Here is a 22481-nt window from a genome sequence, read left to right on the forward strand (position 1 = left end):
TGCGAGCCGAATGGCCTAATCGACTGCCCGGTTGGGAGTCAACTCGAAGCGCCACTTTCCGGTGAAAGGGATGCCTTGCTGTACGAGCGTGTAGCGGACTATATTCTCGTGTAGTCGACTACATGTACGTATAGGACTGCTGATGAGCACGGAAGACTTCACGGCGAGGGCCCGGATCCGCGACGCGGCGATCAAGCTGTTCACCGAGCGCGGCATGGAGAAGACCTCGATCCTCGACATCGCCGAGGCCGCCGGGGTGTCCGGCGGCCTGATCCGCCACCACTTCGGCTCCAAGGACGGCCTGCGCGAGGCGTGCGACACCCACGTCTTCGACGAGCTGCTGAAGTTCAAGGAGGAGGTGCTGGCGAAGGGTGCCGCGAACCCGGGGTTCCTCCCGACGTTCGACGCCCGCCAGCTGCTCTACCGCCGGTACCTGGGCCGCGCCATGGTCGACGGCTCCGCCGCCGCCGACGCGCAGTTCACCGGGATCGTCGACGAAACCGAGCGCTACTTCCGCGAGCAGGGCATGGACATGCCCGACCCGCGGGGCGTCGCCGCCGCCCTCGCCGCGATGACCGGCGGGCTGATGATCCTGCAGGACCACGTCGCCCGCGCGCTCGGCGAGGAGCCGGGCACGAACGAGGCGATGCTGCGGATGTCCGCGGCCGCCGGGCACCTGTTCCTGAACCCGCTCGCCACCACCGAAGTCCTCGAAAAGGCCCGCGAAGCGCTGGCCGCCTACCAACGGAAGGAATGACGATGGCCGAAGCGATCACCGCCGACGGCCTCACCAAGGCGTTCGGCGCGGCGAAAGCCCTCGACGGGCTCGACCTGACCGTCCACACCGGCGAGGTGCACGGCTTCCTCGGGCCGAACGGCGCCGGCAAGACCACCACGATCCGCGTCCTGCTGGGGCTGATACGGGCCGACGGCGGCCGCGCCACCCTGCTCGGCGGGAACCCCTGGACCGACGCGACCGAGCTGCACCGGCGGCTCGCGTACGTGCCGGGCGACGTCACGCTCTGGCCCAACCTCACCGGCGGCGAGGTCATCGACCTGCTCGGCCGGCTGCGCGGCGGGCTGGACGTCGAGCGGCGCGCGGAACTCATCGAGCGCTTCGACCTCGACCCGCGCAAGAAGGGCCGGACGTACTCGAAGGGCAACCGGCAGAAGGTCGCGCTCGTCGCGGCGCTGGCGTCCGATGTGGAGCTGCTGGTGCTCGACGAGCCGACGTCCGGGCTCGACCCGCTCATGGAGGAGGTGTTCCGGCAGGTCGTCGAGGAGGAGCGGGAGCGCGGTGACCGGACCGTGCTGCTGTCCTCGCACATCCTGTCCGAGGTCGAGGCGCTGTGCGACCGCGTCACGATCATCCGGGCCGGGCGCACCGTCGAGTCGGGCACCCTGGACGAGCTGCGGCACCTGGGCCGGATCACGATCGACGCCTCGCTCGCGCACGTCCCCGCGGACCTGGCCGCGCTGCCGGGCGTCCACGACCTGAGCACGTACGGCTCGCACGTCCACCTGTCGGTCGACCAGGCTTCGCTGGACGACGTGATGCGCCACCTCGCCGAGGCCGGGCTGCGGAACCTGGTGAGCCGTCCGCCGACGCTCGAGGAGCTGTTCCTGCGTCACTACCGCCACGACGAGCCGGTCGGAGCGGCGCGATGACGGGGACCTGGTCGCTGCTGCGGCTGGTGCTGCGCCGGGACCGGTTGCTGATGCCGCTGTGGATCGTCTGCCTGGCGGTCGCGCCGATGGGCTACCTGTCGTCGATCGAGGCGGCCTACCCGGATGCGGCGTCGCGGCAGCACTTCTACGACCTCAACGCGTCCAGCGCGACGTTCGTGGTCCGAAACGGGCCGCTGTACGGCTCGTCGGTGGGGAATCTCCTCGCGTGGCAGTGCGGGTTCGTCCCGGTCGTCGTCGGGCTGATCGCGCTGCTGACGGTCGTCCGGCACACCCGGGCCGAGGAGGAGGCGGGCCGCCGGGAGCTGACCGGCGCGACCGTCGTCGGGCGGCACGCGGGTCTGGCGGCCGCGGTGATCGCCGCCTGTGGCGCGTGCCTGGCGTACGGGCTCCTGGTCGGGTTCGGCCTCGCCGCGCAGGGCGCCCCCTTCGCCGGTGCGCTGGCGCTGGGTCTCGGGTTTTCCTTGGCGGGCTGGGTGTTCGTCGGCGTCGGCGCGGTCGCCGCGCAGCTGACGTGGGGTGCGAGCGGCGCGCGGGGGATCGGGATCGGCGTGCTGGTCCTGGCGTTCCTGCTGCGGGCGGCGGGCGACAGCAGCGGCTCGGCGGGCTGGGTCGCGTGGCTGTCGCCGATCGGCTGGGCGCACCGGCTGCGGCCGTTCGCGGGGGAGCAGTGGTGGGTGCTCGCCTTGGGCGTTCTCGCGACCGGCGCGCTGGTGGTCCTGGCGGTCGCGCTGTCCGCGCGGCGGGACCTCGGCGCGGCGCTCCTCCCGGCCCGGCTGGGGCGGGCGACGGCGAAGGCGTCCCTGCGGTCGCCGTCGGCGCTGGCCTGGCGGCTGCAGCGGGGGACGCTGCTGGTCTGGACCGTCTGCCTGGCGTTGGTCGGGCTGCTGATGGGCGGGGTCGGGAAGAACGTCGCGGAGATGATGCGGGACAACAAGGCCGTCGCGGACGTGTTCTCGCGCGTCGGCGGCGGAGGCGCGGTGACGGACGCGTACCTGGCGGGGACGATGACGCTGTTCGGCCTGGCGGCGGCGGGCTACGCGGTGCAGGCGACGCTGAAGCTGCGCGCGGAGGAGGCGGCCGGGCGGGCGGAACCGCTGCTGGCGACGGCGGTCGGCCGCACCGGCTGGGCGCTCGCGCACCTGACGTTCGCGGTGCTGGGCTCGGCGTTCCTGCTGGCTGTCACGGGTTTGGCGATGGGGTCGGCGTACGGCGCTTCGCTGGTCCCGGCGGCGCTGGCCCAGTTGCCGGCGGTGTGGGTGCTGGCCGGGTTGTCGGCGTTGCTGATCGGTTTCGTCCCGCGTTTCGCGGCGGCGGCGTGGGGGCTGCTGGGTGCGTTCCTGCTGCTGTCGCTGGTGGGAACGGCGTTGCGGTGGAACGACGTGGTGCTGGGGATCTCCCCGTTCCAGCACCTGCCGCGGCTGCCGGGCGGCACGTTCTCGGCGACGCCGGTGCTCTGGCTGGTGGCGGTCGCCCTCGCGGCCGGCGCGGGAGGCCTGGCAGCGTTGCGAAGGCGCGACATCCCGGTGGGCTGACTGCAAGACGCGACCACCGCGGGGGTCCAGGGGGCTTGCCCCCTGGCGGGGGTCCGGGGGTTCGACCCCCGGGAGACACCGCGAGGCGAGGCCCGGTTCGCGCTTTCCGCGAACAGGCCTCGCCCCGAGCATCGCGTGGCAACCGAGGGAGTCGAACCCTGCGCGGCTTATGAGGGCGGCGCCCATGGACCGGCCCTGACCCTTCGGCGGGCGACGGCTGCCATCTCTTACAACGGTAGCTAATACCCATCTCATTCCCATCTCACTCCGTGCTTCACCCGGACGGGTCCGGCTGGCAAGGTTGTCCGCATGGATGATCTACTGCTGCGCCGCGTGCGGCCGGGGCTCGGCGGGGAGCTCGCGGACGTCCGCGTCAACGACGGCCGTGTCACGGCGATCACCGAGCCGGGGTCGGCCGGGTTCGCGGCGCGGGTCGTCGACGGGCACGGTGGCACGCTGCTGCCGGGACTGGTCGACGCGCACGTCCACCTGGTGCAGTGGGCGACGTCCCGCCGCCGGATCCCCCTCGACGCGGCGCGGTCGGCGGGTGAGGCGATCGAGCTGCTGCTGGCGCACCTGCTGGCGACACCGGCGCGGCAGACGGAACTGGTCGTGGGCGCCGGGTTCCGCGACGCGCTCTGGCCGGACCGGCCGCACAAGGACCTGCTGCAGCGGGCGCTGCCGGGCCGGGCGGTGGCGTTGTTCAGCGCGGACCTGCACACGCTGTGGCTGAGCCCGGCGGCGCTGAAGCTGATCGGCCGCGACCACCCGACGGGCGTGCTGCTGGAAAACGACTGCATGAGCGCGACGGCTCAGCTCCCGACGGCCGCGATCGACGTCCAGGACCAGTGGGTGGCGGAGGCGGTGGCCGCGGCGGCCGCGCGTGGGGTGACGCAGATCGTCGACTACGAATACGCGGACACGGTCGCGGACTGGACCCGCCGCGGCGCGCCGGCGGCCCGGATCTCGTGCGTGATCGCCAGGTTCCTGCTGGACCAGACGATCGAGCGCGGCCACCGCACGGGTGACGTCCTCCCGGGTTCGGACGGGCTGCTGACGGTGGGCCCGTTCAAGCTCTTCGTGGACGGCTCACTCAACACGCGCACGGCTTATTGCCACGACCCCTATCCCGGCGGGGATTCGCCGGGGCTCCTCGAACTCCCGCCGGCCGAGCTGGTTCCCTTGATGGAGCGGGCTTTCTCGCACGGCTTGCTCCCGGCGGTCCACGCGATCGGCGACCACGCGAACACGATCGCGCTGGACGCGTTCGAAGAGGTCGGCTGTCCCGGCCGGATCGAGCACGCGCAGCTGCTCTCGGCTTCCGACGTCGAGCGGTTCGCCGAGCTGGGCGTGATCGCGGCGGTCCAGCCGGCGCACCAGCCGGACGACCGCGACGTCGCCGACCGCCATTGGCACGGCCGGACGTCCCGCGCCTTCCCGTACCGCTCGCTGCTGGAATCGGGTGCCCGCCTGGAATTCGGGTCGGACGCACCGGTGGCACCGCTGGACCCGTGGGACGGCATCGCGTCGGCGGTGTTCCGCACGGACGACGACCGCCCGGCGTGGCACCCGGAGGAGTCCATCCCGTTCCCCGACGCACTGGCGGCGTCTTCGGGCGGCCGTCGCGGGGTTTCCGTGGGTGACGTGGCGGACTTGATGGTGACGGCGGCCGACCCGTCGACGTTGTCGGCCGCGGACCTCCGGGCCCTCCCGGTGACGGCGACGATCCTCGGCGGTCACGTCACGCACCAGAGCTGACCCCGGCGAACCGGTTCCACGCACCCGCGATCACCGGCCCTCGCCAGGGTCCGGAGCGTCGATGAAGGTGTGCCAGGGCGTGATCTTGTCGATGTGCACGACGGCGTCGAACGCGGCGAGCGGGTCCACCAGCTGCTTGTACGGTCCTTGCCGGAGGCCGTCGATCTCGGCGAAGCGGCGGGCCACCTCGCCGTCACGCGGGACGTCCCGCAGGTCGAGCAGGCCGAGCGGGGCACCGGCGCCGGCGAGCAGGACATCGAGGCTGCCCGGCTCGGTGAAGGGCGCGACGTCCTCGTAGAACACTTCGGTGTGGCCGGCCGGCCCGTCGGGCAGCGCTCGGTGGCCGAACACGCGACCGCCGTCGTACGTGGTCGCGATGACCACCATCCGGTCGCCGAGCGAGCGGGCCAGGTGCTGGCCGAGCATGACCTGCTCCTCGTTGATGATCGGCGGCACGCGGTACGGCGAGCGCTGCACGTGCCCGTTGGCGGCCCCGACGACGATGCGGTCCTCCCGGCCGAGGATCCACTCGACGTTGTCGGCCATCGCCGCGTCCCGGACGTTGGCGCCCCGGTAGGTGCGTCCCGGCGCGGCGGCCATGTTCGCCAGGAAGGCGTCGGCGTACCTCGCGTTGACCGCGCACTGCAGCGCGATGTCGGCGCCGGTCGCGTCCACAGTGGAGTAGGGGACGCGCAGGGCGCGCAGGCGTTCGGTCAGCTCGCCGATCCGGGCGGTCAGCTCGTGGCGGTGGGCGGTGTCGAGCGCCAGGTAGGCGTGGATCGCGGGGGCGGCCCAGGCGAGCCCGCTCCGATCGGACGGCAGGTAGCCGAACAGCGGCAGCAGGGTCTTGCGGGCCGCCGCGGCGTAGGCCGGGTCCGCCTCGTCCAGGAAAGCCAAGGCGGCCGTGACCCCGGGCCGGGCGGACGCGCTGGAGTCGGGCACGTCCATGCCGTAGAAGCGGATCTTGCGGTCGTGCGTGCGGTTGTGCTCGCGCAGCCAGACCAGCTGGTCACGCATCTCCGCGCACTTGCCCATGTGGTAGGTGATCCCGGTGCGCAGGAGCTCGTCCAGGTCGCCGTCGCCGCCGAGCACCCAGTCGTGGACCGCCCAGCCCTCCGGGAAGCCGGACTCCATCGCGAACCCGGTGAACCCCAGCTCGTCGACGAGGAACCGGGTCACAAGGTGGCGCAGCTGGTAGAACTCGTGCACCCGGTGCGTGCTCTCACCGACGGCCACGACGCGAGCGTCGCCGACGATGTCGCGCAGCGGCTCGAGCTCGTCGTAGCCGGAGTCCGGCTCGAGCGTCCGCAGGCGGACCATGTTCTCCCGGAGCCACCCGGTGATGTCGGCGTCCATTCACTCGTCCTTTTCTTCGGGGATGTCTTCGGAGATGTCTTCGGGGGCGTCTTCGCCCGCGGCACGGGCCTTGCGCAGGTAGTCGACGACCTCGGCGGCGCCGCCCGGACCGGCCCAGCCGAGCCGCTCGTCGAGGTCCCGGCCCAGCCCGGCCCGGTTGTCCTCCCACAGCGCCGTGGTCGCCGCCTCGAACCGGCGGTCGCCGGGGTGGAACGCGGCCGCCGTCGTCCGCCAGCGCGCGACCAGCTCCTGCACGGCCGGAGCGTCGACCGGGGTCCCGTCGAGCAGGTGCCGCCGAAGCCGGGTGAAGAGCTCGAGCCACTCGGCCTTCAGGGTCTCGATCGCGCCGCCGCCCAGCCGCGCGGCCCGTCCGGTGATCGTCTCGAGCTGGGCGGCGGACAGGTACCGGCCGGCCTCGACGGACATCGGCTCCAGGGCGGCGAGGAACTGCTCCGGTGCCGGCATGGCCGCCTCGGCCAGCCGGGCGAGCAGGCCCCGGAGCCGCTGGGCCGACTCCTCGACGCGCGCGGCCCGGGCCTCCAGGTCGGCGAGCTGGGCGGTCAGCAGGCCCCGCAGCGAGCCGAGGTCGTCGGCCGCGTTCCGCAGCACGACGGCCACCTCGTCCAGGGATAGCCCCATCCCGCACAAGGTCCGCACCCGGTAGAGCCGGCGCACGTCGGCCTCGACGTACCGCCGGTGCCCGGCCGGCGTCCGTTCGGCCGGCGACACCAGGCCGATCCGGTCGTAGTGGTGCAGGGTGCGCACCGTGACGCCACTGGCCCGGGCCAGCTCCCCGATGCTCCACCTGCGTTCGCTCACGCCTCGACCGTAAAACCTGACGTCGCGTCAGGTTCAAGTCTTTCCGGGCTTGCTTTGTCCACCGGACAACGGAAAAGATCACCCCGGATCGGTGACAACGTTGTCAGGAGGAAACGGATGAGAGCGCGGACGCGCGTCCTTGCCACCCTGCTCGCGGGAGCCACCACCGTGGCCCTCGCGACGCCCGCCGAAGCGAAGACCAGGTTCGCCGACGACCCCACCACCCTCGTCGACACCTCGATCGGCAACAACGGGGACGGCACCACCTTCCCGGGCGCCACCAGCCCCTTCGGCATGGTGCAGCTCAGCCCGGACACCCAGCTCAAGAAGTACGCGTCCTACGACTACGCGCAGGACACCACCCTCGGCTTCAGCCACACCCACCTCTCCGGCGTCGGCTGCCAGACCATGGGCAACTTCCGGTTCATGCCCACCACGGGCGCCGTCACCAGCTCGGACCCCGCCCGGTACGGGGCCGGGTTCAGCCACGCCGACGAGACCCGCCGGCCCGGGTACTACGGCGTCAAGCTCGGCAACGGCATCGAAGCCGAGCTGACCGCCACCCAGCGCACCGGCCAGCACCGCTACACCTTCCCCGCCGGCGCCACCAGCGAGAACGTCCTCATCGAGGTCGGCGAGAGCAACGGCTACACCTACGCCGGCGACGTCCACGTCGTCGGCGACGACACCGTCGAAGGCTGGCTGCAGGGCGGCAACTTCTGCTGGGAGACCCAGAAAGAACGCTACAAGGTCTTCTTCAGCGCCAAGTTCGACCGCGCGTTCACCAGCTTCGGCACCTGGACCGACAACAAGCTGACGCCGAACCAGCGCGACGCCACCCTCGGCTCCCAGCGCACCGGCGCCTGGCTCACCTTCGGCTCCGACAAGAGCCAGGTCGGTGCCTCCGTCGGCCTCTCCTACACCTCAATCGACGGCGCGAGGCTGAACCGCACCACCGAACAGCCCCGGTCGTTCGACAAGGCCGAGAAGCAGGCCCACGACACCTGGGCGGACGAGCTGAACCGCATGCGCGTCGCCGGCGGGACGACCGCCGACCAGCGCACCTACTACAGCGCGCTGTACCGGTCGCTGCTGCACCCGTCCGTCGGGTCCGATGTGGACGGTTCCTACCGCGGCTTCGACGACTCCGTGCACCGCAGCCGGGACACGTACTACCAGATGTTCTCGCTGTGGGACACCTACCGCTCGCAGAACCAGCTGGTCGCGCTCCTGCACCCGGACAAGGCCGCGGACATGACCAAGTCCGTTCTCAAGATCTACCAGGACGGCGGCTGGGTACCCCGCTGGGCGCTCGCCGGCGGCGAGACGAACGTGATGAGCGGCGACCCCGTCACGCCCTGGGTCGTCGACAACTACCGCCGCGGCCTCCTCGACGACAAGACCGCGCGCCAGCTCTTCGACGCGCTGTGGCGCAACGCCAACGAGGTGCCGGCGGACCAGTCGATCTTCCGGGGTCGCGACGGCAACCCGACCTACGTGAAGAACGGCTGGATCGGCTACCAGGACCTGCCCGGCTACACCTACGGCGACACCCGCCAGGCCGGTTCGGCGACCCTCGAGTACGCCCTCGCCGACTGCGCGCTGTCCACCATGGCGCAAGGGCTCGGGTACCGGGACAAGGCCAAGACGCTCCAGGCCCGCTGTGGGAACTTCACCAAGCTGTGGGACGGCAGCGTCGAATCCCACGGCTTCACCGGCTTCCCGCGCACGAAGGCCGCGGACGGCACCGGCGTCGGCAACCCCGACCCGGCGCAGTCCACCGGCTTCCACGAGGGCACGCCGTGGCAGTACCAGTGGCTCGCCCAGCAGGACACCGCGAAGCTGTTCGGCCTGATGGGCGGCGCGGGCCAGGCGGAGAAGCGGCTCGACACGTTCTTCGACATGCCGCTGCTGCTGAGCGACCCGGGGAAGGCCGCCACGGACTCCTGGGTCCACGGCGCGTACGACTACCACAACAACTTCGCCTTCAACCCGAACAACGAGCCCGACCTGCACGCGCCCTGGATGTACAGCTGGACCGGCGCGCCGTGGAAGACCTCGGCCGTGCTGCGCGCGGCGCGGACGCTCTTCACCGACACGCCCTACGGCATGCCCGGCAACGACGACCTCGGCACCATCTCGTCGTGGCTCGTCTTCGGCATGGCCGGCGTCTTCGAAGCCCAGCCCGGCTCCGGGACGTACCTGCTCAGCACGCCGATGTTCGAGAAGGTCGAGATCCACCCGGAAGGCGGGCGCAAGATCGAGATCGAGGCGCCCGGCGCGAGCGCGGCGAAGCTGCAGTACACAAAGGACGTCCAGGTCGGACACCGCGGCTACGACCGCAGCTGGATCTCCCACGCGGACCTGCTCCGCGCGGGCAAGATCCAGTTCCGGCTGAGTGACACCCCCACGAGCTGGGGGACGAAGTCGGCACCGCCGTCGATGTGATCGCGTGACGGCCTCCCCGGCGTCCGGGGAGGCCGTACGATCCCCCGCATGCCGACGCCGGACGCCCGTGAACGCATCCTCGGAACCGCCACGCGGCTGTTCGACCGGCACGGGGTGCACGCCGTGGGGCTGCAGCGGATCATCGACGAGTGCGGCTGCGGCAAGAACCTGCTCTACATGTGCTTCGCGAGCAAGGACGACCTGGTGGTGGCGTACCTGAGGCGCTGCGCCACCCGCTGGGACGCGCTCCTGGACGGCGCGAAGGCGGCCGCGGACATCCCCGAGCGGCAGCTGGTCGAGCTGGTGCGCGCGGCCGGGGTGCGGGCGACCGAGCCCGGCGCGCGCGGGTGCGCGCTGCGCGCCACGCTGGCTGAGTTCCCCGAGTGGCGGCACCCGGCCCACCGCGTGGCGGTGGAGTACCTGGTGCGGGCGCGGGCGCAGCTGCGCGACCTGGCGGCGGAGACGTCGGCGGCCGACCCCGAGCGGCTGGCCGCCCGGGTGCTGCTGATCATCGACGGCCTGTACGCGAACGGCCCGATCTTCGGCGACGACGCGGCCAAGGCGGCGGTCGCGTTCGCGCAGGACGTGGTGGAGGCGGAGACCTCAGCGGAGCCGGCGAAGGGCCGCTGACCAGGCCCGACGCGACACGGTCAGCTGACCGGCGGCCGGCGCCTTGCTGTCCCGCACCCCGACGGTGCGTTCGATCGCCACCTCGACGCAGTTGGTGTCGTCGCCACTGTGGGTGGATTTGCGCCATTCGGCGGTGACCATCGCTCCTCCTAGCGCGCGGCCTCCGCGATTCGCTCGCGTGAGTGTTCTTCGCTCATCGCCGCCTCGGTGAGCATCTTAGCGAGCTTGCGGAATGCGGTGACCTTGTCGGCGGCGGAGAGGAACACGCTGCACCGGTGGTGTTCCAGCAGCACGATGGGCGGCGCGGCCTCGTATTCCATCACCAGGAACGAACCCACCCTGCCGGGGTGGTAACCGGTGTCGCCGCCGAGGATTCGCACCGAAACGTGGGGGAGGCTGGAGGCCGCCAGCAGGCGGTCCATCTGGTCGGACATGATGTCCTCGTTGCCGACCGTGCTCGCGAGAACTCGCTCGTCGATGATCGCGTGCAGCTTGACCGGATCGGGTTCGGTGAGCATCTGCTGCCGACTCATGCGCGCGACAATGCGTGCATCGACTTCGTCGGCGGCGAGGTTCGAACTTTCGAATATCGCTCGTGCGTAGTCGGCGGTCTGCAGGAGTCCGGGAATGATTCCTGTTTCCCAATTCGTCAGGATTGCCGCATCCCGCTCGCAATGGTTCAGGCTGGGCAAGCTCGCTGTCACCCAATCCGGTTCCCGTGCCGACCCCGCCAATTCTAACAGATATTTCTGCTTTTCGCCGCGGACTTTGAAGAAGCCGAGGATGAGCGCAACGTCCGCCACCGACGGCAGCCTCAACCCCTTCTCCCACAACGACAGCACTTGCGGCGCGAAGCCGAGTATGCGCGCCAGCTGGCGCAACCCCACTCCGTGCGCTTCGCGTACTTCGCGCAGCCCGGCGGCCAACGCGCGAGCGCGTGGCGTGGAAGAAGTCGCTTTCATGCGCCGATGATACGAACCTCGTCCATCACCCTCTCGATGTCTTGGTGTCAACCGGATCGGACAGATTGAATGGACGTCATGTTGAGGTGGCAACAGGCGGAAGGAAAGCGTCATGCGCTCGACGGGGCGTTCCCGCCGCGTCCGGAAGAACGGTTCGAGGCCTTGTGCGGGGAAGAGGTGACCGTCGCGGTGCGCGACGTTCCGCAGCTCGGCGGGCACTGGTTCGACCCGACCTGTGCCGAATGCCGGAAAGCGTGGCTGGCTCGGTGCTGACCGGCGCCGACCGGGACCAGCGGCTGGTCGAGCGCGTCCGCGACCTGCACGGCTCGCTAGGCCTCGACGTCTCGTGGCTGGCGCGCACCCTGGACGACGAGACACCGCGGCCGGACATCCTCCGCGACCTCGGCGAACGGCTCGCCGAGCTGGGCGCGGACCTCGTCGCCCGCGCCGACGAGCTGGACGCCCGGGTCCGGGCCACCCTCCCGGACCACGGCTGGCTCCCCGAAGCGGGCGCACGGCGGCGCGCACTGGCCGTCGCCCACCAGGTCGGCCCGCACCCCCTCCGGTGCGGGCCGATCTTCCTGGCCGTCTGCGGCGCGGCGTGCTTCCCGTTCTACGGCACCGACCCGTCGGGCCGGACAGCCCGGCACGAACGGTGCGCGAGGTGCCTGAGCCGGATCAGCTCGTGAGCATCGCCGCCAGGCGGTCGAAGTGCCGCTGCGCGCGAGGATCGGGAAAGCGCTCGAACAACGCGAGCGCTCCCCGGCGGCCCTCCGCGGCTTCCCCCGCGCTGCCCGAATCGGCCAGTGCGGCACCGAGGTGTTCGAGCGCGAGGGCAAGCAGCCAGGTTTCGTTCAGCTCGCGGAACACGGAGACCGCCCGGCGGCAGAACGGCACCGCTTCTTCGGCCCTCCCCATCGCTTGGTAGGCCGTGCCGGTGGCGTCCCAGGCCTCGGCCTCACGCACGCGGTCACCCAGTTGCCGCTGGAGGGTCGCGGAGCGCCGGAACGTTTCGAGGGCGTCCGACGGCTGACCGAGATCGACCTGGGCGCGGCCCAGTTCCAGCAACCAGAACGCTTCCCGGGCAGGGTTCTCGTCTTCCCGCGCGATGGCCACGGCGGCTCGGATGTGCTCGTACGCCTCGGCGGGCCGGCCGAGCTCCCGCTCGGTGCGGCTGAGCCCGCGCAGGGCGTCGCCTTCACCACTGCGCAGCCCGAGGCGCCGGAACCGGGCCAGTGCGTCGGTCAGCAACTGCTGCGCTCGCTCGAACGATTCGAGTTCGAGATCGACGTTGGCGGTGTTGTTGGCCGCGACCGCCAGCCAGTACTGCTCGCCGAGAACGCCGGCGAGCGTGGTGACCCGGTCGAACAAGTCACGGGCCGCGGTCAGCTCGCGTGCGCGCAACCGAGCGAGCCCGAGAGCGTTGGCCGACTTCAGCTCGCCGAAGGGGTCGTCGAGTTCACGGCGCAGGCGTAGCGCCGCCGACTGCAGTTCGATCCCTCGCGCCCGGTCGAAGTGCTGGGTGTGCGCCTTGCCCAGGCTCTCCAGGACTTCCGCCTCGGCGGCCCGGTCTCCGAGTCGCCGAGTCACCCGGAGGGCGATGGTGCTCGTTTCGATCCAGTCGCCGAAATGGTTGTGTTCGGCGTAGATCGGGTAAAGCGCGGCCGGAAGCTGCCAGGTGACGGCGGAGATGTCCAGGTCGTCGGCCGCGCGGACGGCCCGGACCAGATTTTCCCGCTCCTGCGCGTACCAGGTGAGGGCGGCCGTCCGGTCCGGAAAGGCCGGCGGGCTGATTTCCGCTTCGGCCGGGGCAGGCGTCCAGGGCAAAGCACCGCCGCCGAGGCGTTCCCGCGCGGCGAGCGCGCCGTGCAGGTACCACGACAGGACGCGGTGCGCGGCCTCGAAGGCGTCCTCGGCGGTCTCCTCGGCCCGCGCCTGGTCATTCGCGTACATCCGCAGCAGGTCGTGGAACTGGTACCGGTCCGCTTGCGGTTGCTCGAGCAGGTGCGCGCCGACCAGGTCGTCGAGGACATGCCGGACCTTGGCCGGGGACCGGCCGGCGAGCGCTGCCGCGGCGGCGAGCGAGAACTCCGCGCCGGGGTGCAGGCCGAGGAGCCGGAACATCCGGCTCACCTCGGGGGTCAGCGCTCGGTAGGACCAGGCGAAAACGGTGCGGCCGGCGTCGGACTCGTCGTCGTCATCGGCGGTCAGCGCGTCCCACAGCGCGGATTCGTCCCGCAGTTCGGTGATGAGGTCGCGCAACGGAGTCCAGGGCCGGTTGATCGCCCGTTCGGCGGCGATGCGCAGGGCGAGAGGGAGCCGCGCGCACAGCCGGGCCAGTTCGGCGAGTTCCGCGGTGTCGTCCTGATCGCGGTACCCGGAGGTGATGCGCTGGATCAGCTCGGTCGCTTCGTCCTCGGACAGCACGCGCAGGCTCAGCCGGCGGGCGCCGTCCCGGGCCACCAGCCCGGACAGGCTGCTCCGGCTGGTCACGAGCACCAGGCACTCGCTGCTGCCGGGCAGCAGCGGCCGGACCTGCCCGACGGTCGCGGCGTTGTCCAGCACCACGAGCATCCGGCGGCCGGACAGGAGCGACCGGAACAAGGCGGCTCGCGACTCGAGATCGGCCGGAACCGCCGCCACCGGCACGGTCAGCGCGTGCAGGAACCGCTCGAGCACCTCGTGCGGCGTGATCGGCGGGCCGGGGTCGTACCCGTGGAGGTTGACGTAGAGCTGCCCGTCCGGGAACCGCGCGCGGACCCGGTGAGCCCAGTGCACGGCGAGCGAGGTCTTGCCCACTCCCGCCGTGCCCACGACGACGATCGTCGCCCCGGGAGCGGCGCTGTCGTCGATGATCTCGTCGAGCCGGGCGAGGTCCTGCAGCCGGTTGACGAAACCGCGGACATCGGCGGGCAGCTGGCGGGGGACCGGGCCGGATGGCTCGGTCCCGGACATCGGCCGGCTCACCACGCCGAGTGTGGCTGCCGTCCGGCGACCTTTCGGGCGAAGTACCCGCCCAGGTCTTCGCCTTCGTCGTAGAGCCGGCCGGCCGTCGCCCTCCAGCGGTGGATGAGGTCGGGTGCGTCGGACCTGATCGCCCCCTCGAGTTCACCGCTCTCGGTGTACAAAACCTGATAAATGACCTTCTTGCCGAGGATGAACAGTTCCGGGAGAACCTCATCCCGTTCCAGATCGGCTACGGCTCCTCCGTCGACCACCCGGATCTTTCCGCCGACTTGGTGCCGCACGTACAAGGAGTTGAGCTCCCAGATCAAATAGGGGCTGATCGGTTCTTCGACGATGCGGATGCGCCGTACTTCGAAGCCGTGGCCGGCGATGCGTTTCTCGTAGTCGGCGAGGGCGTGGCGGCGCTCCTCCATGAGCCTCAGCGCTTTGGGCCAATCGCCCGCATCGAAGGCGTCCCAGCTCGCGTTGCCGTTCTCGACGAAGTGCTGCTGACGCTCGAGCTTCCAGCAGCCGGTGTTGTCGGTGTGCCAGAAGTTCCTGTCGTAGTCGGCGAAGTACTCGTCCGGTGTCAACCGGTCACCGGAAAGGGTGACGAGAGGTCTATGCATCGGGGATGTCCTCCTTCGCCGTGCGCATCATGATGCCCGGAATGACGACGAGTCGCTCATCCGTGCCGATGCTGACCCCGCGGGGCAGGCGCAGTGCGTAGCCCGAGGTGAGATCACGCCCGATGATCGCGACATCCCCGTTGGAAAGCTCCCAGATGTCCGGGCACGTCGCGTCGTCGTTGGTGCCTCCCAGTTCGGTCGCGGACTTCCCGAGTCGGCGTTTGAACGATGCGTTCGGATCGGCTTCCCACGGACGTGGCATCACGCGCTCCCCTTCTTCGCCGGCGAACGGAAATCACAGCATAGGGATGATCTTGATGTGCTGGCAATGCATTCCATGCCGTTTCCGAGGATTGACCGGTATATGCCCCGTTTGCGCATGTGTTGTTCCCGGGTGCGGACACACCGTAGCTGAGGCAGAGTGAGGGTCAGAGGAGGCACTATGGCCGAAGCGAAGACGAACGCGACCGAGAGGTTCTTCCGGATCGCGATCGCGATCAAGGGCCTCGACGGCGCGTTGCAGGTCGTCGGGGCGCTGATCCTCGCGTTCATCCCCGCGTCGACCGTCAGCGGGTTCACCCACGCGGTCATCACCCGCGACCTGCTGGGCGACCCGTCCGGCACCCTCGCGCGCCACCTGGAGTCGGCGACGGAGAACTTCCTCCACGGCGACACGAAGACGTTCGCCGTCGCGTACCTGCTCGCCCACGGCCTGATCAAGCTCGGCCTGGTCTGGGCGTTGGCGCGCAAGATCGTCCGGGCGTACCCGGTCGCGGCGGTCGTCCTCGCGGCGTTCGTCGTCTACGAGATCATCCGGGCGATCCACACCCACTCGATCGCGCTGCCGTTCTTCGCCGCACTCGACGTCGTGATCATCGTCCTGGTGCTGCGCGAATACCGGCAGCTCAGGCGGGAGCGCTAGGCGGCGACGGGAAATCGCACCGTCGTGCTGCCGGCCTCCAGGGGTTCGACGTAGAGGGCGGTCGCGTTGTCCGAACCACCGCGGGCGAGCGCGGCCTCGACGAGCTCGGCCGCGCCGGCGCCCGGCCGGGCCAGCACCGCGCGGATCCCGCTGCCGGTCAGTGGCTTGTGGACACCGTCGCTGGTCAGCAGCAGCCCCGCGCTCGGCGTTTCCGCCGTGCCGATCTCCTCGGGCTTGGCCGTGCGGACGCTCGTGGTGACGACGTGCTCCATCCGCGGGGTCACCGGCTGGTGGCGGGCGCGGAAGTACTCGGCGAGGGTGTGGTCGGTGGTCAGGCGGCCGAGCGTGGTGCCGTCCCAGGCGTACGCGCGGGCGTCGCCGACCCAGGCGATGCGGTACCCGCCGTGCTCGGCCGGCATGGCGACGACGAGCACGGCGTCCCCGAGGGTTTGTTCGCGAATCGCGCGCTGCGCGGCGAGAACGGCCTCGGTCGGTCCTTTGTGGACCGGCGTGCGGGCGGCGGCCGCGGCGGCGGTGCGGGCGGCCCGCGCGGCGGCGGGATCGTCCCCGACACCGTCGGCGAGGGCGAACACGATGCCGGGACCGCCGGCCGCGGCGTAGGCGCCGACGGCATCCGCGTTGAGCGAGCGCGGCCCCTGGGCGCTCGCGGTGTGCCAGCGCGGGTACTCCGGTCGTGTCGTGATCATCGCGGCCTCCTCGTTCCCTCTGCTCTCCATGGTCCGCGCTAAACCTGTGGGCAGTCTGAGACGTTCCTGTGCCGGCGGTGTCGGTCCGGGTACCTTGGGAACGGGGTGGGGCATGGAGTTCCGGATTCTCGGGCCGTTGGCGGTGATCCGCGCGGACGGCCGCCCGGCCGTGCTCGGCGGCCGGAAACCGCGGACGCTGCTGGCGGCGCTGCTGCTGGCACGCGACCGGGTGGTCGCCGATGAGCGGCTCATTTCGCTGCTGTGGGACGGCGTGCGGCCTGCGACGGTCGACGCGCAGCTGTGCACGTACGTTTCCCGCCTGCGCAAGGGACTCGGGCAGCCCGCGCGGCTCGTCCGATCGGGTGGCGGGTACCTGCTGGCCCCGGACGGCAGCACCGTCGACGCGGAGGAGTTCGAGCGGCTGGCGGCCGTGGGGCACCGCGAACTGCGCGCCGGCGAGGCCGCGCGTGCGGCGGCGTTGTTCCGCTCCGCGCTCGACCTGTGGCGTGGTCCGGTGCTGGCCGGCATCGCCGAACCGCTCCGCGCGGGGGAGTCGGCGCGGTTCGAGGAGCTCCGGCTGGCCGTCCTGGAGAGCCGGATCGAAGCCGAGGTGGCGGCCGGCGACCACCTGCGGGCGGTGCCGGACGCCACCGGCCTCGTGCTCGACCACCCGCTGCGGGAACGCGCACGCGCGCTGCTCATGGCCGCGCTCTGCGCGAGCGGGCGGCCGGCGGACGCCGTGGCGGTCTACCACCGGGGCCGGCGGATCCTCGACGAACGGCTCGGGATCGCGCCGGGCCCCGTGCTGCGGGCGGCGTATCAGCGGGTGCTGTCCGGGTAGGGCGTCGAACGGAAGTCGCGGTCCAGTTCCGCGGTCGAGCGCGGCAGCCAATACCGGGCCTGCGCGCGGACCTGGTCCCGCGGCAGGCCCGGGTTGACGTGCCGGTGGTCGGGCCTCGCTATCGACTGCAGCGCCCAGGCGAACCCGAGCATCGGCGTGATCCGCGCCCAGCGGCGGCGGTCGATGTCCAGCACCATCTGCGCGCGCTGGATGGCGTGCCAGAAGTGGTACCCCGACGGCGGATCCCCGTCCATGGTGTGCACTTCGGACTCGACATCGGCCCGCCGCGGGTCGAACAGGATTCCCTGCCCGAAGGCCGCGAAGGCTTTCATGAGGCCCTCTTCGTCGCCGCGGTAGAAGCGGTCGAAGTTGCCGAGCTGGAGCCGCGAAAGCGTGGTGAGCGGCTGCTCGAGGGGCTTGACGAACTCGGCGTAGTTGTGCGGGTAGCCCGGTTCGAGGCTCAGCGCCCGCCACTTCGCGGGCAGGCCCTCCGGGGCGTTCTGCTGGATGAACGGGAAGAGGATCGCGTAGGCGTCCCGGACCTCCTGGGCCGGGTGGTACAGCGCGATTTCGTCGAGCTGGTACCAGAGTTCGTTGGCTTTCCGATCACCCAGCATGCCCGGCACGGGCGGCAGGGTCGTCGTGGCGGCCTCGGCCGTGCCGGTCACGAGCGCGGTGCTCGCGACCGCCACGGCCGCGCCGAGCTTGAGCAGGTTCCGGCGATCGAGCGTCATGGATTCACCCCCGTCGGCGGCCCCCTGCCGCCGTCGCCGCCACGGTACGGAAGGTTTCCATACTTTCTCTGTACGATCGTTTTCCGTGGACGACTACCCGCGCGCTCGAGAACCTCTCCAGCGCGATGTTCGTCGTCACGTGCTTGGTCCGCGGCGTCCCGTCCTCGTACACGATCACCGTGTCGCGCAGCGTCCGCGCGACTTCGGCACGGTGTCCGGCGACACGGCGTCCGGGCGCGCTTGCTTCACGGTGCTCCAGGCGGCGCCGGGGCTGCCGCTGCAGACGATCGCGGCGGGCCGGTACGCGGACCGGTTCACGCACGCCGCGGACGGGTGGCGATTCACCGAGCGCCGGGTGACGGCCGACCTCGTCGGCGATGTCGGCCGCCACCTGCGGCTGCGGCCGTAACGACCCGCTGGCCTGCGACGACTTCGGAGAAACGACCCGAAGGAGCCGGGCATGGGTCCACTGCCGTACGACCTCCGGCCGCTCATGGTGTTCGGCGCGTGCCGCGACCACACGGGGGTGGTCGACCAGGGTGACCTGCTGGCCGCGGTCGAACTGCAGGCTCAGCTCGGCTCGGCCGTGCGGCTCGTCGAGGCCGGCGCGCTCACCGAAAACGAGATCCGCGAAGACCTCATCCTGATCGGCGGTAATTCCCTCACCGGCAGCGTCCTCGAGCGGCTGGACGGCGTGCTCTCGCTCGGGTTCGCCGAGAACGGCTCCTCCGTCTACGACCGCAAGTCCGGCTTCGCGGCCTCACCACGCTACGACGACGCCGGCGAACCGCGCGTCGACTACGGGCTGGTCATCCGCGCCGCGAACCCCTTCGCCCCGGAAACCGCGGAGGTCGTGGTCGTCGCGGGGTGCGGGAGCCACGGGACCGCCGCCGCGGCCGAGGCGTTCGACCAGGCCGAAGCCCTCGGCGGGTACCGGCACTTCGAGGCGCTCGTCGAGACGACCGTCTTCCGCGGCTCCCACCGCGACACGTTCGTCCGGGAAGCGCGCGGGATCGCGTGACCGGGCCCGGGCCTCCGTGGGAAGCCCGGGCCTGAGGGTCACTTCTGCAGGTCGTACACCGTCTGCCCGTCGACCGTGGTGGCGGTGAAGTTCGCCGTCACCCACGAGGTGATCTCCGACGAGCCGCCGCCGGGCCCGCCGCCGCGGCCGCCGTCGACGTAGTACTCGATCTCGCCCGCCGCGACGTACGCCTTGAACTCGTCCAGCGTCGGTGCCGGGTCGGAGCCGCTCCAGCCGCCGATGCCGATCACCGCCTTGCCGCTCGCCAGCTCCAGCGACGCCGCGCTCTGCGAGCCCGTCGTCGCCGCGGCCCACTTCGTCGTCGTCTTCGCCAGCAGCTCGCCGACCGCGCTCGAAGCCGAGTCGTCGCCGAAGCCCCCACCCATGCCACCGCCCATCGCGCTCGACGTCGGTCCCGACGTCGGGATCGAGCCGCTGTGCGCGACCGACGCCGTCTCGACGCCGTACGCCGCGGTCGAGACACCGAGCGTCAGTACCACCGCCGCCGCGACGATCGTGGCCGTCTTGCGGACGGTGGGCACGCCCATGACCAGCACGGTCCCGGCCAGGACGCCCAGCACCGCCACGATCCAGCGCAGCGCCGGGAACCAGTCCGGCGTCCGGTCGAGCAGGATGAACGACCAGACCGCCGTCGCGACGACCATCCCGGCGAGCGTCGCCCGGGGGCCGAGGTTGTCCCTGCCCTGCCACAGCGCGCGGCCGGAAATCGCGACCAGCGCGGCGATCGCCGGGGCGAGCGCGACCGAGTAGTACGGGTGCACGATGCCGCTCATGTAGCTGAACACCACCGCCGTGACGACCAGCCAGCCGCCCCACAGGACCAGCGCCAGGCGCGTCCGGTCGGTGCGCGGCGCGCGGCGGGTGAACCACAGCCCGGCCACCAGCCCGATCAGCGCGGCGGGCAGCAGCCACGAGATCTCCGTGCCGAAGCTCGACCCGAACATCCGGAAGAGACCCGACGAGCCGCCGAAGCCGGTGTTCCCGCCGCCCATGCCGCCACCGGGTCCGCCGCCTTCGCCGCCACCGAAGATGCGCGACAAACCGTTGTAGCCCAACGCGAGTTCGAGCAGACTGTCCCCTTCGGACCCGCCGATGTAGGGCCGCGACGCCGTCGGCCAGAGGTCGACCAGCGCGATGTACCAGCCCGCCGAGACGACCAGCGCGACGACCGCGCCGCCGAGGTGCAGCAGCCGCTTGCCGAGCGAGGCCGGGGCCGCGATCAGGTACACCAGCCCGAACGCCGGCAGCACCAGGAACGCCTGCATCATCTTCGTCAGGAAGCCGAACCCGATCGCGACGCCCGCCAGCGCGAGCCAGCCGGGCGACGCCTTTTCCGTGGCCCGCACGACGAAGTAGGCGCCGGCGACCATGAGCAGCACGAGCAGCGCGTCCGGGTTGTTGAACCGGAACATCAGTGCGGCGACCGGGCTCAGGGCCAGCACCGCACCGGTCATCAGCCCGGCGGCCGGACCCGAAGTCCGTTTCACCGCAAGGTAAAGGATTCCGACGGAAGCGACGCCCATCAGCGCTTGCGGGGCCAGCACGGTGAAGCTGGAGAACCCGAAGATCCGCGCGAAGGCCGTGGCGACCCATAGCGCCGCCGGCGGCTTGTCGACGGTCAGCACGTTGCCCGAGTCGAGCGACCCGAACAGCCAGGCCTTCCAGTCCTGCGTCCCGGACTGCACGGCGGCGGCGTAGAACGAGTTGCCGTAGCCGGACGCGGTCAGGTTCCAGAAGTACAGCACCGCGGTCGCGGCCAGCAGCGCGAACACCGACGGGCGGACCCAGCGCGGTGGCGCGTGTGCGTCGGATTCCTTGCGGTGACGCGGTTCCTGCGTCACGGCGTCGGAAAGGACGGCGGTCATCAGTACTCCTTCTGGGTAGCGGCCTGGCGGCGCGGGTTGAACACCCAGCCGCGCAGGAGCAGGAACCGGAGGACCGTCGCGGCGAGGTTCGCCAGCACGAGCACGGTGATCTCCAGGACGAGGCCGGGGGTGGTGGATCCGTTGAGCAGGGCCAGCGACCCGCTCGTCAGGGCGAGCCCGAGGCCGAACACGATCAGCCCTTCGAACTGGTGCCGCCCGGCACCGGCGCGCCCGCGGATGCCGAACGTGAGCCGCCGGTTCAGCGCGGTGTTCCCGATCGCGGTGACGAGCAGCGCGGCGAAGTTCGCCGGCTGCGCGCCGACGGCCGTCCGCAGCAGCAGGAACAGCACGAGGTAGGCCAGCGTGCTGCTGACGCCGATGGCGGCGAACCGCACGAGCTGCGTCACCAGCCGCGGCGGCACGCCCGGCGCGTCGACGCCGATCGGCTGCCGGCCGAGCTGCTCGCGCAGCCTGCTGATCGGGATCTCGCCGGTGAAGGTGGCCTTGGTGACGCGCACGATGCCTTTGAGGTCCTCGGTGGCGGTCCTGACGATGTTGACCGACGAGTCGGGGTCGTCGACCCAGTCGACGGGCACCTCGTGGATCCGCAGCCCGGCGCGTTGCGCGAGGACGAGCAGCTCGGTGTCGAAGAACCAGCCGGTGTCCTCGACGTGGGGGAGCAGCTCACGCGCGACGTCGGCGCGGATGGCCTTGAAGCCGCATTGCGCGTCGCTGAACTTCGCGGCGAGCGTCGAGCGCAGGATCAGGTTGTAGGCCCGGGAGATGAACTCCCGCTTCGGCCCCCGCACGACGCGCGCGCCCCGGGCGAGCCGGCTGCCGATGGCGAGATCGGAGTGCCCGGAGAGAAGAGGGGCGACGAGTGGCCCGAGTGCGGCGAGATCGGTGGAGAGGTCGACGTCCATGTAGGCGAGGACGGCGGCGTCGGAGGCCCGCCAGACGGCGTTGAGCGCGCGGCCGCGGCCTTTCTCGTCGAGGTGGTGGACGGCCACCTCGGGGAACTCCCGGGCGAGTCTTTCGGCCACCCGCAGCGTCCCATCGGTGCTCGCGTTGTCGGCGACGGTGATCCGGTAGGGGTAGGAGACGTGCGCGGCCAGGTGCGCGTGCAGCCGTCGGATGCACGGTTCGAGGTCGGCCTCTTCGTTGTAGACCGGGATGACGACGTCGAGAACGGGCTGCGGACCGGCCAGATCGACCGGGACGGTCCCGGGCCTTGCTGCGGAGGCGGTGGCTGTCATGGGTACTACGGTCGCGGGCCCCGCTTTGGTGACGGTGTGATCGCCCTGTGCGGTTGCTGTGCGCCGCACCCGGGGCGAGTACTTCACGGTTACGTGCGCGCCCAGGCTGAGCTGCGGTATGGCGCTGCTCGTCGCCTCGGCGAGCGGATCCACCCCGACGACGGCGTGTCGGACGACGTCGCGCTGCCGCAGCCGGGTGGCGGCCGGATGCGCGGACCACGATCAAGCACTTCACGTCCGCCTGGGTGCTCCAGGCACTGGCCGAGGCACCGCAGGAGCCGGTAGCGGGACCGGGGCAGTGGCGACCTTCCCATCCCCATCAGCCGCAGAATAGAGCTCCAGCAC

Annotated in this window: 23 protein-coding genes; 12 read left to right on the top strand and 11 right to left on the bottom strand. The window is 71.2% G+C overall.

Going from position 1 to position 22481, the window contains the following annotated elements; all coding sequences use genetic code 11:
* Positions 1-142 precede the first annotated feature (142 nt).
* The 4 genes from AA23TX_RS26890 to AA23TX_RS26905 all read left to right on the top strand — a co-directional run bounded on the left by AA23TX_RS26890 (position 143) and on the right by AA23TX_RS26905 (position 4979).
* On the top strand, positions 143-757 hold the full coding sequence (locus AA23TX_RS26890) for a TetR/AcrR family transcriptional regulator (RefSeq protein WP_155545598.1): 615 nt from the start codon (positions 143-145) through the stop codon (positions 755-757).
* 2 nt (positions 758-759) lie between these two features.
* Positions 760-1668, top strand: a complete 909-nt coding sequence (locus AA23TX_RS26895; protein ID WP_196425546.1) for an ABC transporter ATP-binding protein — start codon at positions 760-762, stop codon at positions 1666-1668.
* Complete coding sequence (locus tag AA23TX_RS26900; RefSeq protein WP_155545600.1) at positions 1665-3221, top strand: ABC transporter permease; 1557 nt, start codon at positions 1665-1667, stop codon at positions 3219-3221. Before AA23TX_RS26895 ends, AA23TX_RS26900 begins: the two co-directional genes overlap by 4 nt.
* A 309-nt stretch (positions 3222-3530) precedes the next feature.
* Complete coding sequence (locus AA23TX_RS26905) at positions 3531-4979, top strand: amidohydrolase (RefSeq protein ID WP_155545601.1); 1449 nt, start codon at positions 3531-3533, stop codon at positions 4977-4979.
* Between the two features lie 30 nt (positions 4980-5009).
* On the opposite strand, the gene AA23TX_RS26910 is transcribed toward AA23TX_RS26905, so the two are convergent.
* On the bottom strand, positions 5010-6335 hold the full coding sequence (locus AA23TX_RS26910; RefSeq protein ID WP_155545602.1) for an erythromycin esterase family protein: 1326 nt from the start codon (positions 6333-6335) through the stop codon (positions 5010-5012).
* The gene (locus tag AA23TX_RS26915) at positions 6336-7154 is read right to left on the bottom strand and encodes a MerR family transcriptional regulator (RefSeq protein WP_155545603.1); all 819 of its coding nucleotides are present in this window, start codon (positions 7152-7154) and stop codon (positions 6336-6338) included. It abuts the gene before it with no gap.
* 117 nt (positions 7155-7271) lie between these two features.
* On the opposite strand from AA23TX_RS26915, the gene AA23TX_RS26920 reads away from it, so the two are divergent.
* Entirely contained in the window at positions 7272-9602 is a 2331-nt protein-coding gene (locus AA23TX_RS26920) for a GH92 family glycosyl hydrolase (protein ID WP_155545604.1), read from the top strand.
* 48 nt (positions 9603-9650) lie between these two features.
* Positions 9651-10232 carry a TetR/AcrR family transcriptional regulator gene (locus AA23TX_RS26925; RefSeq protein ID WP_155545605.1) on the top strand — a complete coding sequence of 194 codons (582 nt, stop codon included), beginning with the start codon at positions 9651-9653 and terminating at the stop codon, positions 10230-10232.
* Here AA23TX_RS26925 and AA23TX_RS26930 read toward each other — a convergent pair.
* The gene (locus AA23TX_RS26930) at positions 10206-10373 is read right to left on the bottom strand and encodes a DUF397 domain-containing protein (RefSeq protein WP_155545606.1); all 168 of its coding nucleotides are present in this window, start codon (positions 10371-10373) and stop codon (positions 10206-10208) included. The genes AA23TX_RS26925 and AA23TX_RS26930 overlap by 27 nt on opposite strands.
* An 8-nt stretch (positions 10374-10381) precedes the next feature.
* Positions 10382-11194, bottom strand: a complete 813-nt coding sequence (locus AA23TX_RS26935; RefSeq protein ID WP_196425547.1) for a helix-turn-helix domain-containing protein — start codon at positions 11192-11194, stop codon at positions 10382-10384.
* 78 nt (positions 11195-11272) lie between these two features.
* On the opposite strand from AA23TX_RS26935, the gene AA23TX_RS26940 reads away from it, so the two are divergent.
* Both AA23TX_RS26940 and AA23TX_RS26945 read left to right on the top strand, forming a co-directional pair.
* Positions 11273-11467 carry an HC3 family zinc finger protein gene (locus tag AA23TX_RS26940; protein ID WP_155545608.1) on the top strand — a complete coding sequence of 65 codons (195 nt, stop codon included), beginning with the start codon at positions 11273-11275 and terminating at the stop codon, positions 11465-11467.
* A complete protein-coding gene (locus AA23TX_RS26945; protein WP_155545609.1) occupies positions 11437-11883 on the top strand; it encodes a hypothetical protein in 447 nt (148 codons plus the stop codon). The genes AA23TX_RS26940 and AA23TX_RS26945 overlap by 31 nt, the downstream gene beginning before the upstream one ends.
* Here the strand turns inward: AA23TX_RS26945 and AA23TX_RS26950 are convergent.
* Genes AA23TX_RS26950 through AA23TX_RS26960 form a run of 3 tightly spaced genes read right to left on the bottom strand, consistent with a single transcriptional unit; the run spans position 11873 to position 15031 of the window.
* Positions 11873-14161: an ATP-binding protein gene (locus tag AA23TX_RS26950; protein WP_230862721.1), complete on the bottom strand. Its 2289-nt coding sequence runs from the start codon at positions 14159-14161 to the stop codon at positions 11873-11875. The genes AA23TX_RS26945 and AA23TX_RS26950 overlap by 11 nt on opposite strands.
* Entirely contained in the window at positions 14158-14769 is a 612-nt protein-coding gene (locus AA23TX_RS26955; RefSeq protein WP_230862722.1) for a DUF6879 family protein, read from the bottom strand. The genes AA23TX_RS26950 and AA23TX_RS26955 overlap by 4 nt, the downstream gene beginning before the upstream one ends.
* Entirely contained in the window at positions 14762-15031 is a 270-nt protein-coding gene (locus AA23TX_RS26960) for a hypothetical protein (RefSeq protein WP_155545610.1), read from the bottom strand. The genes AA23TX_RS26955 and AA23TX_RS26960 overlap by 8 nt, the downstream gene beginning before the upstream one ends.
* Before the next feature lie 180 nt (positions 15032-15211).
* Here AA23TX_RS26960 and AA23TX_RS26965 point away from each other — a divergent pair, with 180 nt between their 5' ends.
* Complete coding sequence (locus AA23TX_RS26965; RefSeq protein WP_155545611.1) at positions 15212-15691, top strand: DUF2127 domain-containing protein; 480 nt, start codon at positions 15212-15214, stop codon at positions 15689-15691.
* Here AA23TX_RS26965 and AA23TX_RS26970 read toward each other — a convergent pair.
* Positions 15688-16398, bottom strand: coding sequence for a PP2C family protein-serine/threonine phosphatase (locus AA23TX_RS26970; protein ID WP_155545612.1), 711 nt, complete (start codon positions 16396-16398; stop codon positions 15688-15690). The two genes, AA23TX_RS26965 and AA23TX_RS26970, sit on opposite strands and share 4 nt — an antisense overlap.
* A 112-nt stretch (positions 16399-16510) precedes the next feature.
* Here AA23TX_RS26970 and AA23TX_RS26975 point away from each other — a divergent pair, with 112 nt between their 5' ends.
* Entirely contained in the window at positions 16511-17239 is a 729-nt protein-coding gene (locus AA23TX_RS26975) for an AfsR/SARP family transcriptional regulator (protein WP_230862723.1), read from the top strand.
* Here the strand turns inward: AA23TX_RS26975 and AA23TX_RS26980 are convergent.
* Positions 17218-17973 (bottom strand): hypothetical protein, encoded by a 756-nt coding sequence (locus AA23TX_RS26980; RefSeq protein WP_155545613.1) that lies wholly within the window; start codon positions 17971-17973, stop codon positions 17218-17220. The genes AA23TX_RS26975 and AA23TX_RS26980 overlap by 22 nt on opposite strands.
* A gap of 211 nt (positions 17974-18184) precedes the next feature.
* Between AA23TX_RS26980 and AA23TX_RS50275 the strand changes: the two genes are divergently transcribed.
* Together AA23TX_RS50275 and AA23TX_RS26990 are read left to right on the top strand one after the other, a co-directional pair.
* Positions 18185-18382: a nuclear transport factor 2 family protein gene (locus AA23TX_RS50275; RefSeq protein ID WP_230862724.1), complete on the top strand. Its 198-nt coding sequence runs from the start codon at positions 18185-18187 to the stop codon at positions 18380-18382.
* A gap of 51 nt (positions 18383-18433) precedes the next feature.
* Positions 18434-18994 carry a hypothetical protein gene (locus tag AA23TX_RS26990; protein ID WP_155545615.1) on the top strand — a complete coding sequence of 187 codons (561 nt, stop codon included), beginning with the start codon at positions 18434-18436 and terminating at the stop codon, positions 18992-18994.
* Between the two features lie 38 nt (positions 18995-19032).
* Here the strand turns inward: AA23TX_RS26990 and AA23TX_RS26995 are convergent, their stop codons facing one another.
* Positions 19033-20880 (bottom strand): ArnT family glycosyltransferase, encoded by a 1848-nt coding sequence (locus tag AA23TX_RS26995; protein ID WP_155545616.1) that lies wholly within the window; start codon positions 20878-20880, stop codon positions 19033-19035.
* Positions 20880-22136: a bifunctional glycosyltransferase family 2/GtrA family protein gene (locus tag AA23TX_RS27000; RefSeq protein WP_155545617.1), complete on the bottom strand. Its 1257-nt coding sequence runs from the start codon at positions 22134-22136 to the stop codon at positions 20880-20882. Before AA23TX_RS27000 ends, AA23TX_RS26995 begins: the two co-directional genes overlap by 1 nt.
* Between the last annotated feature and the right edge of the window lie 345 nt (positions 22137-22481).

The sequence above is a fragment of the Amycolatopsis camponoti genome (genome assembly GCF_902497555.1).
In the GTDB taxonomy this organism is placed as follows: domain Bacteria; phylum Actinomycetota; class Actinomycetes; order Mycobacteriales; family Pseudonocardiaceae; genus Amycolatopsis; species Amycolatopsis camponoti.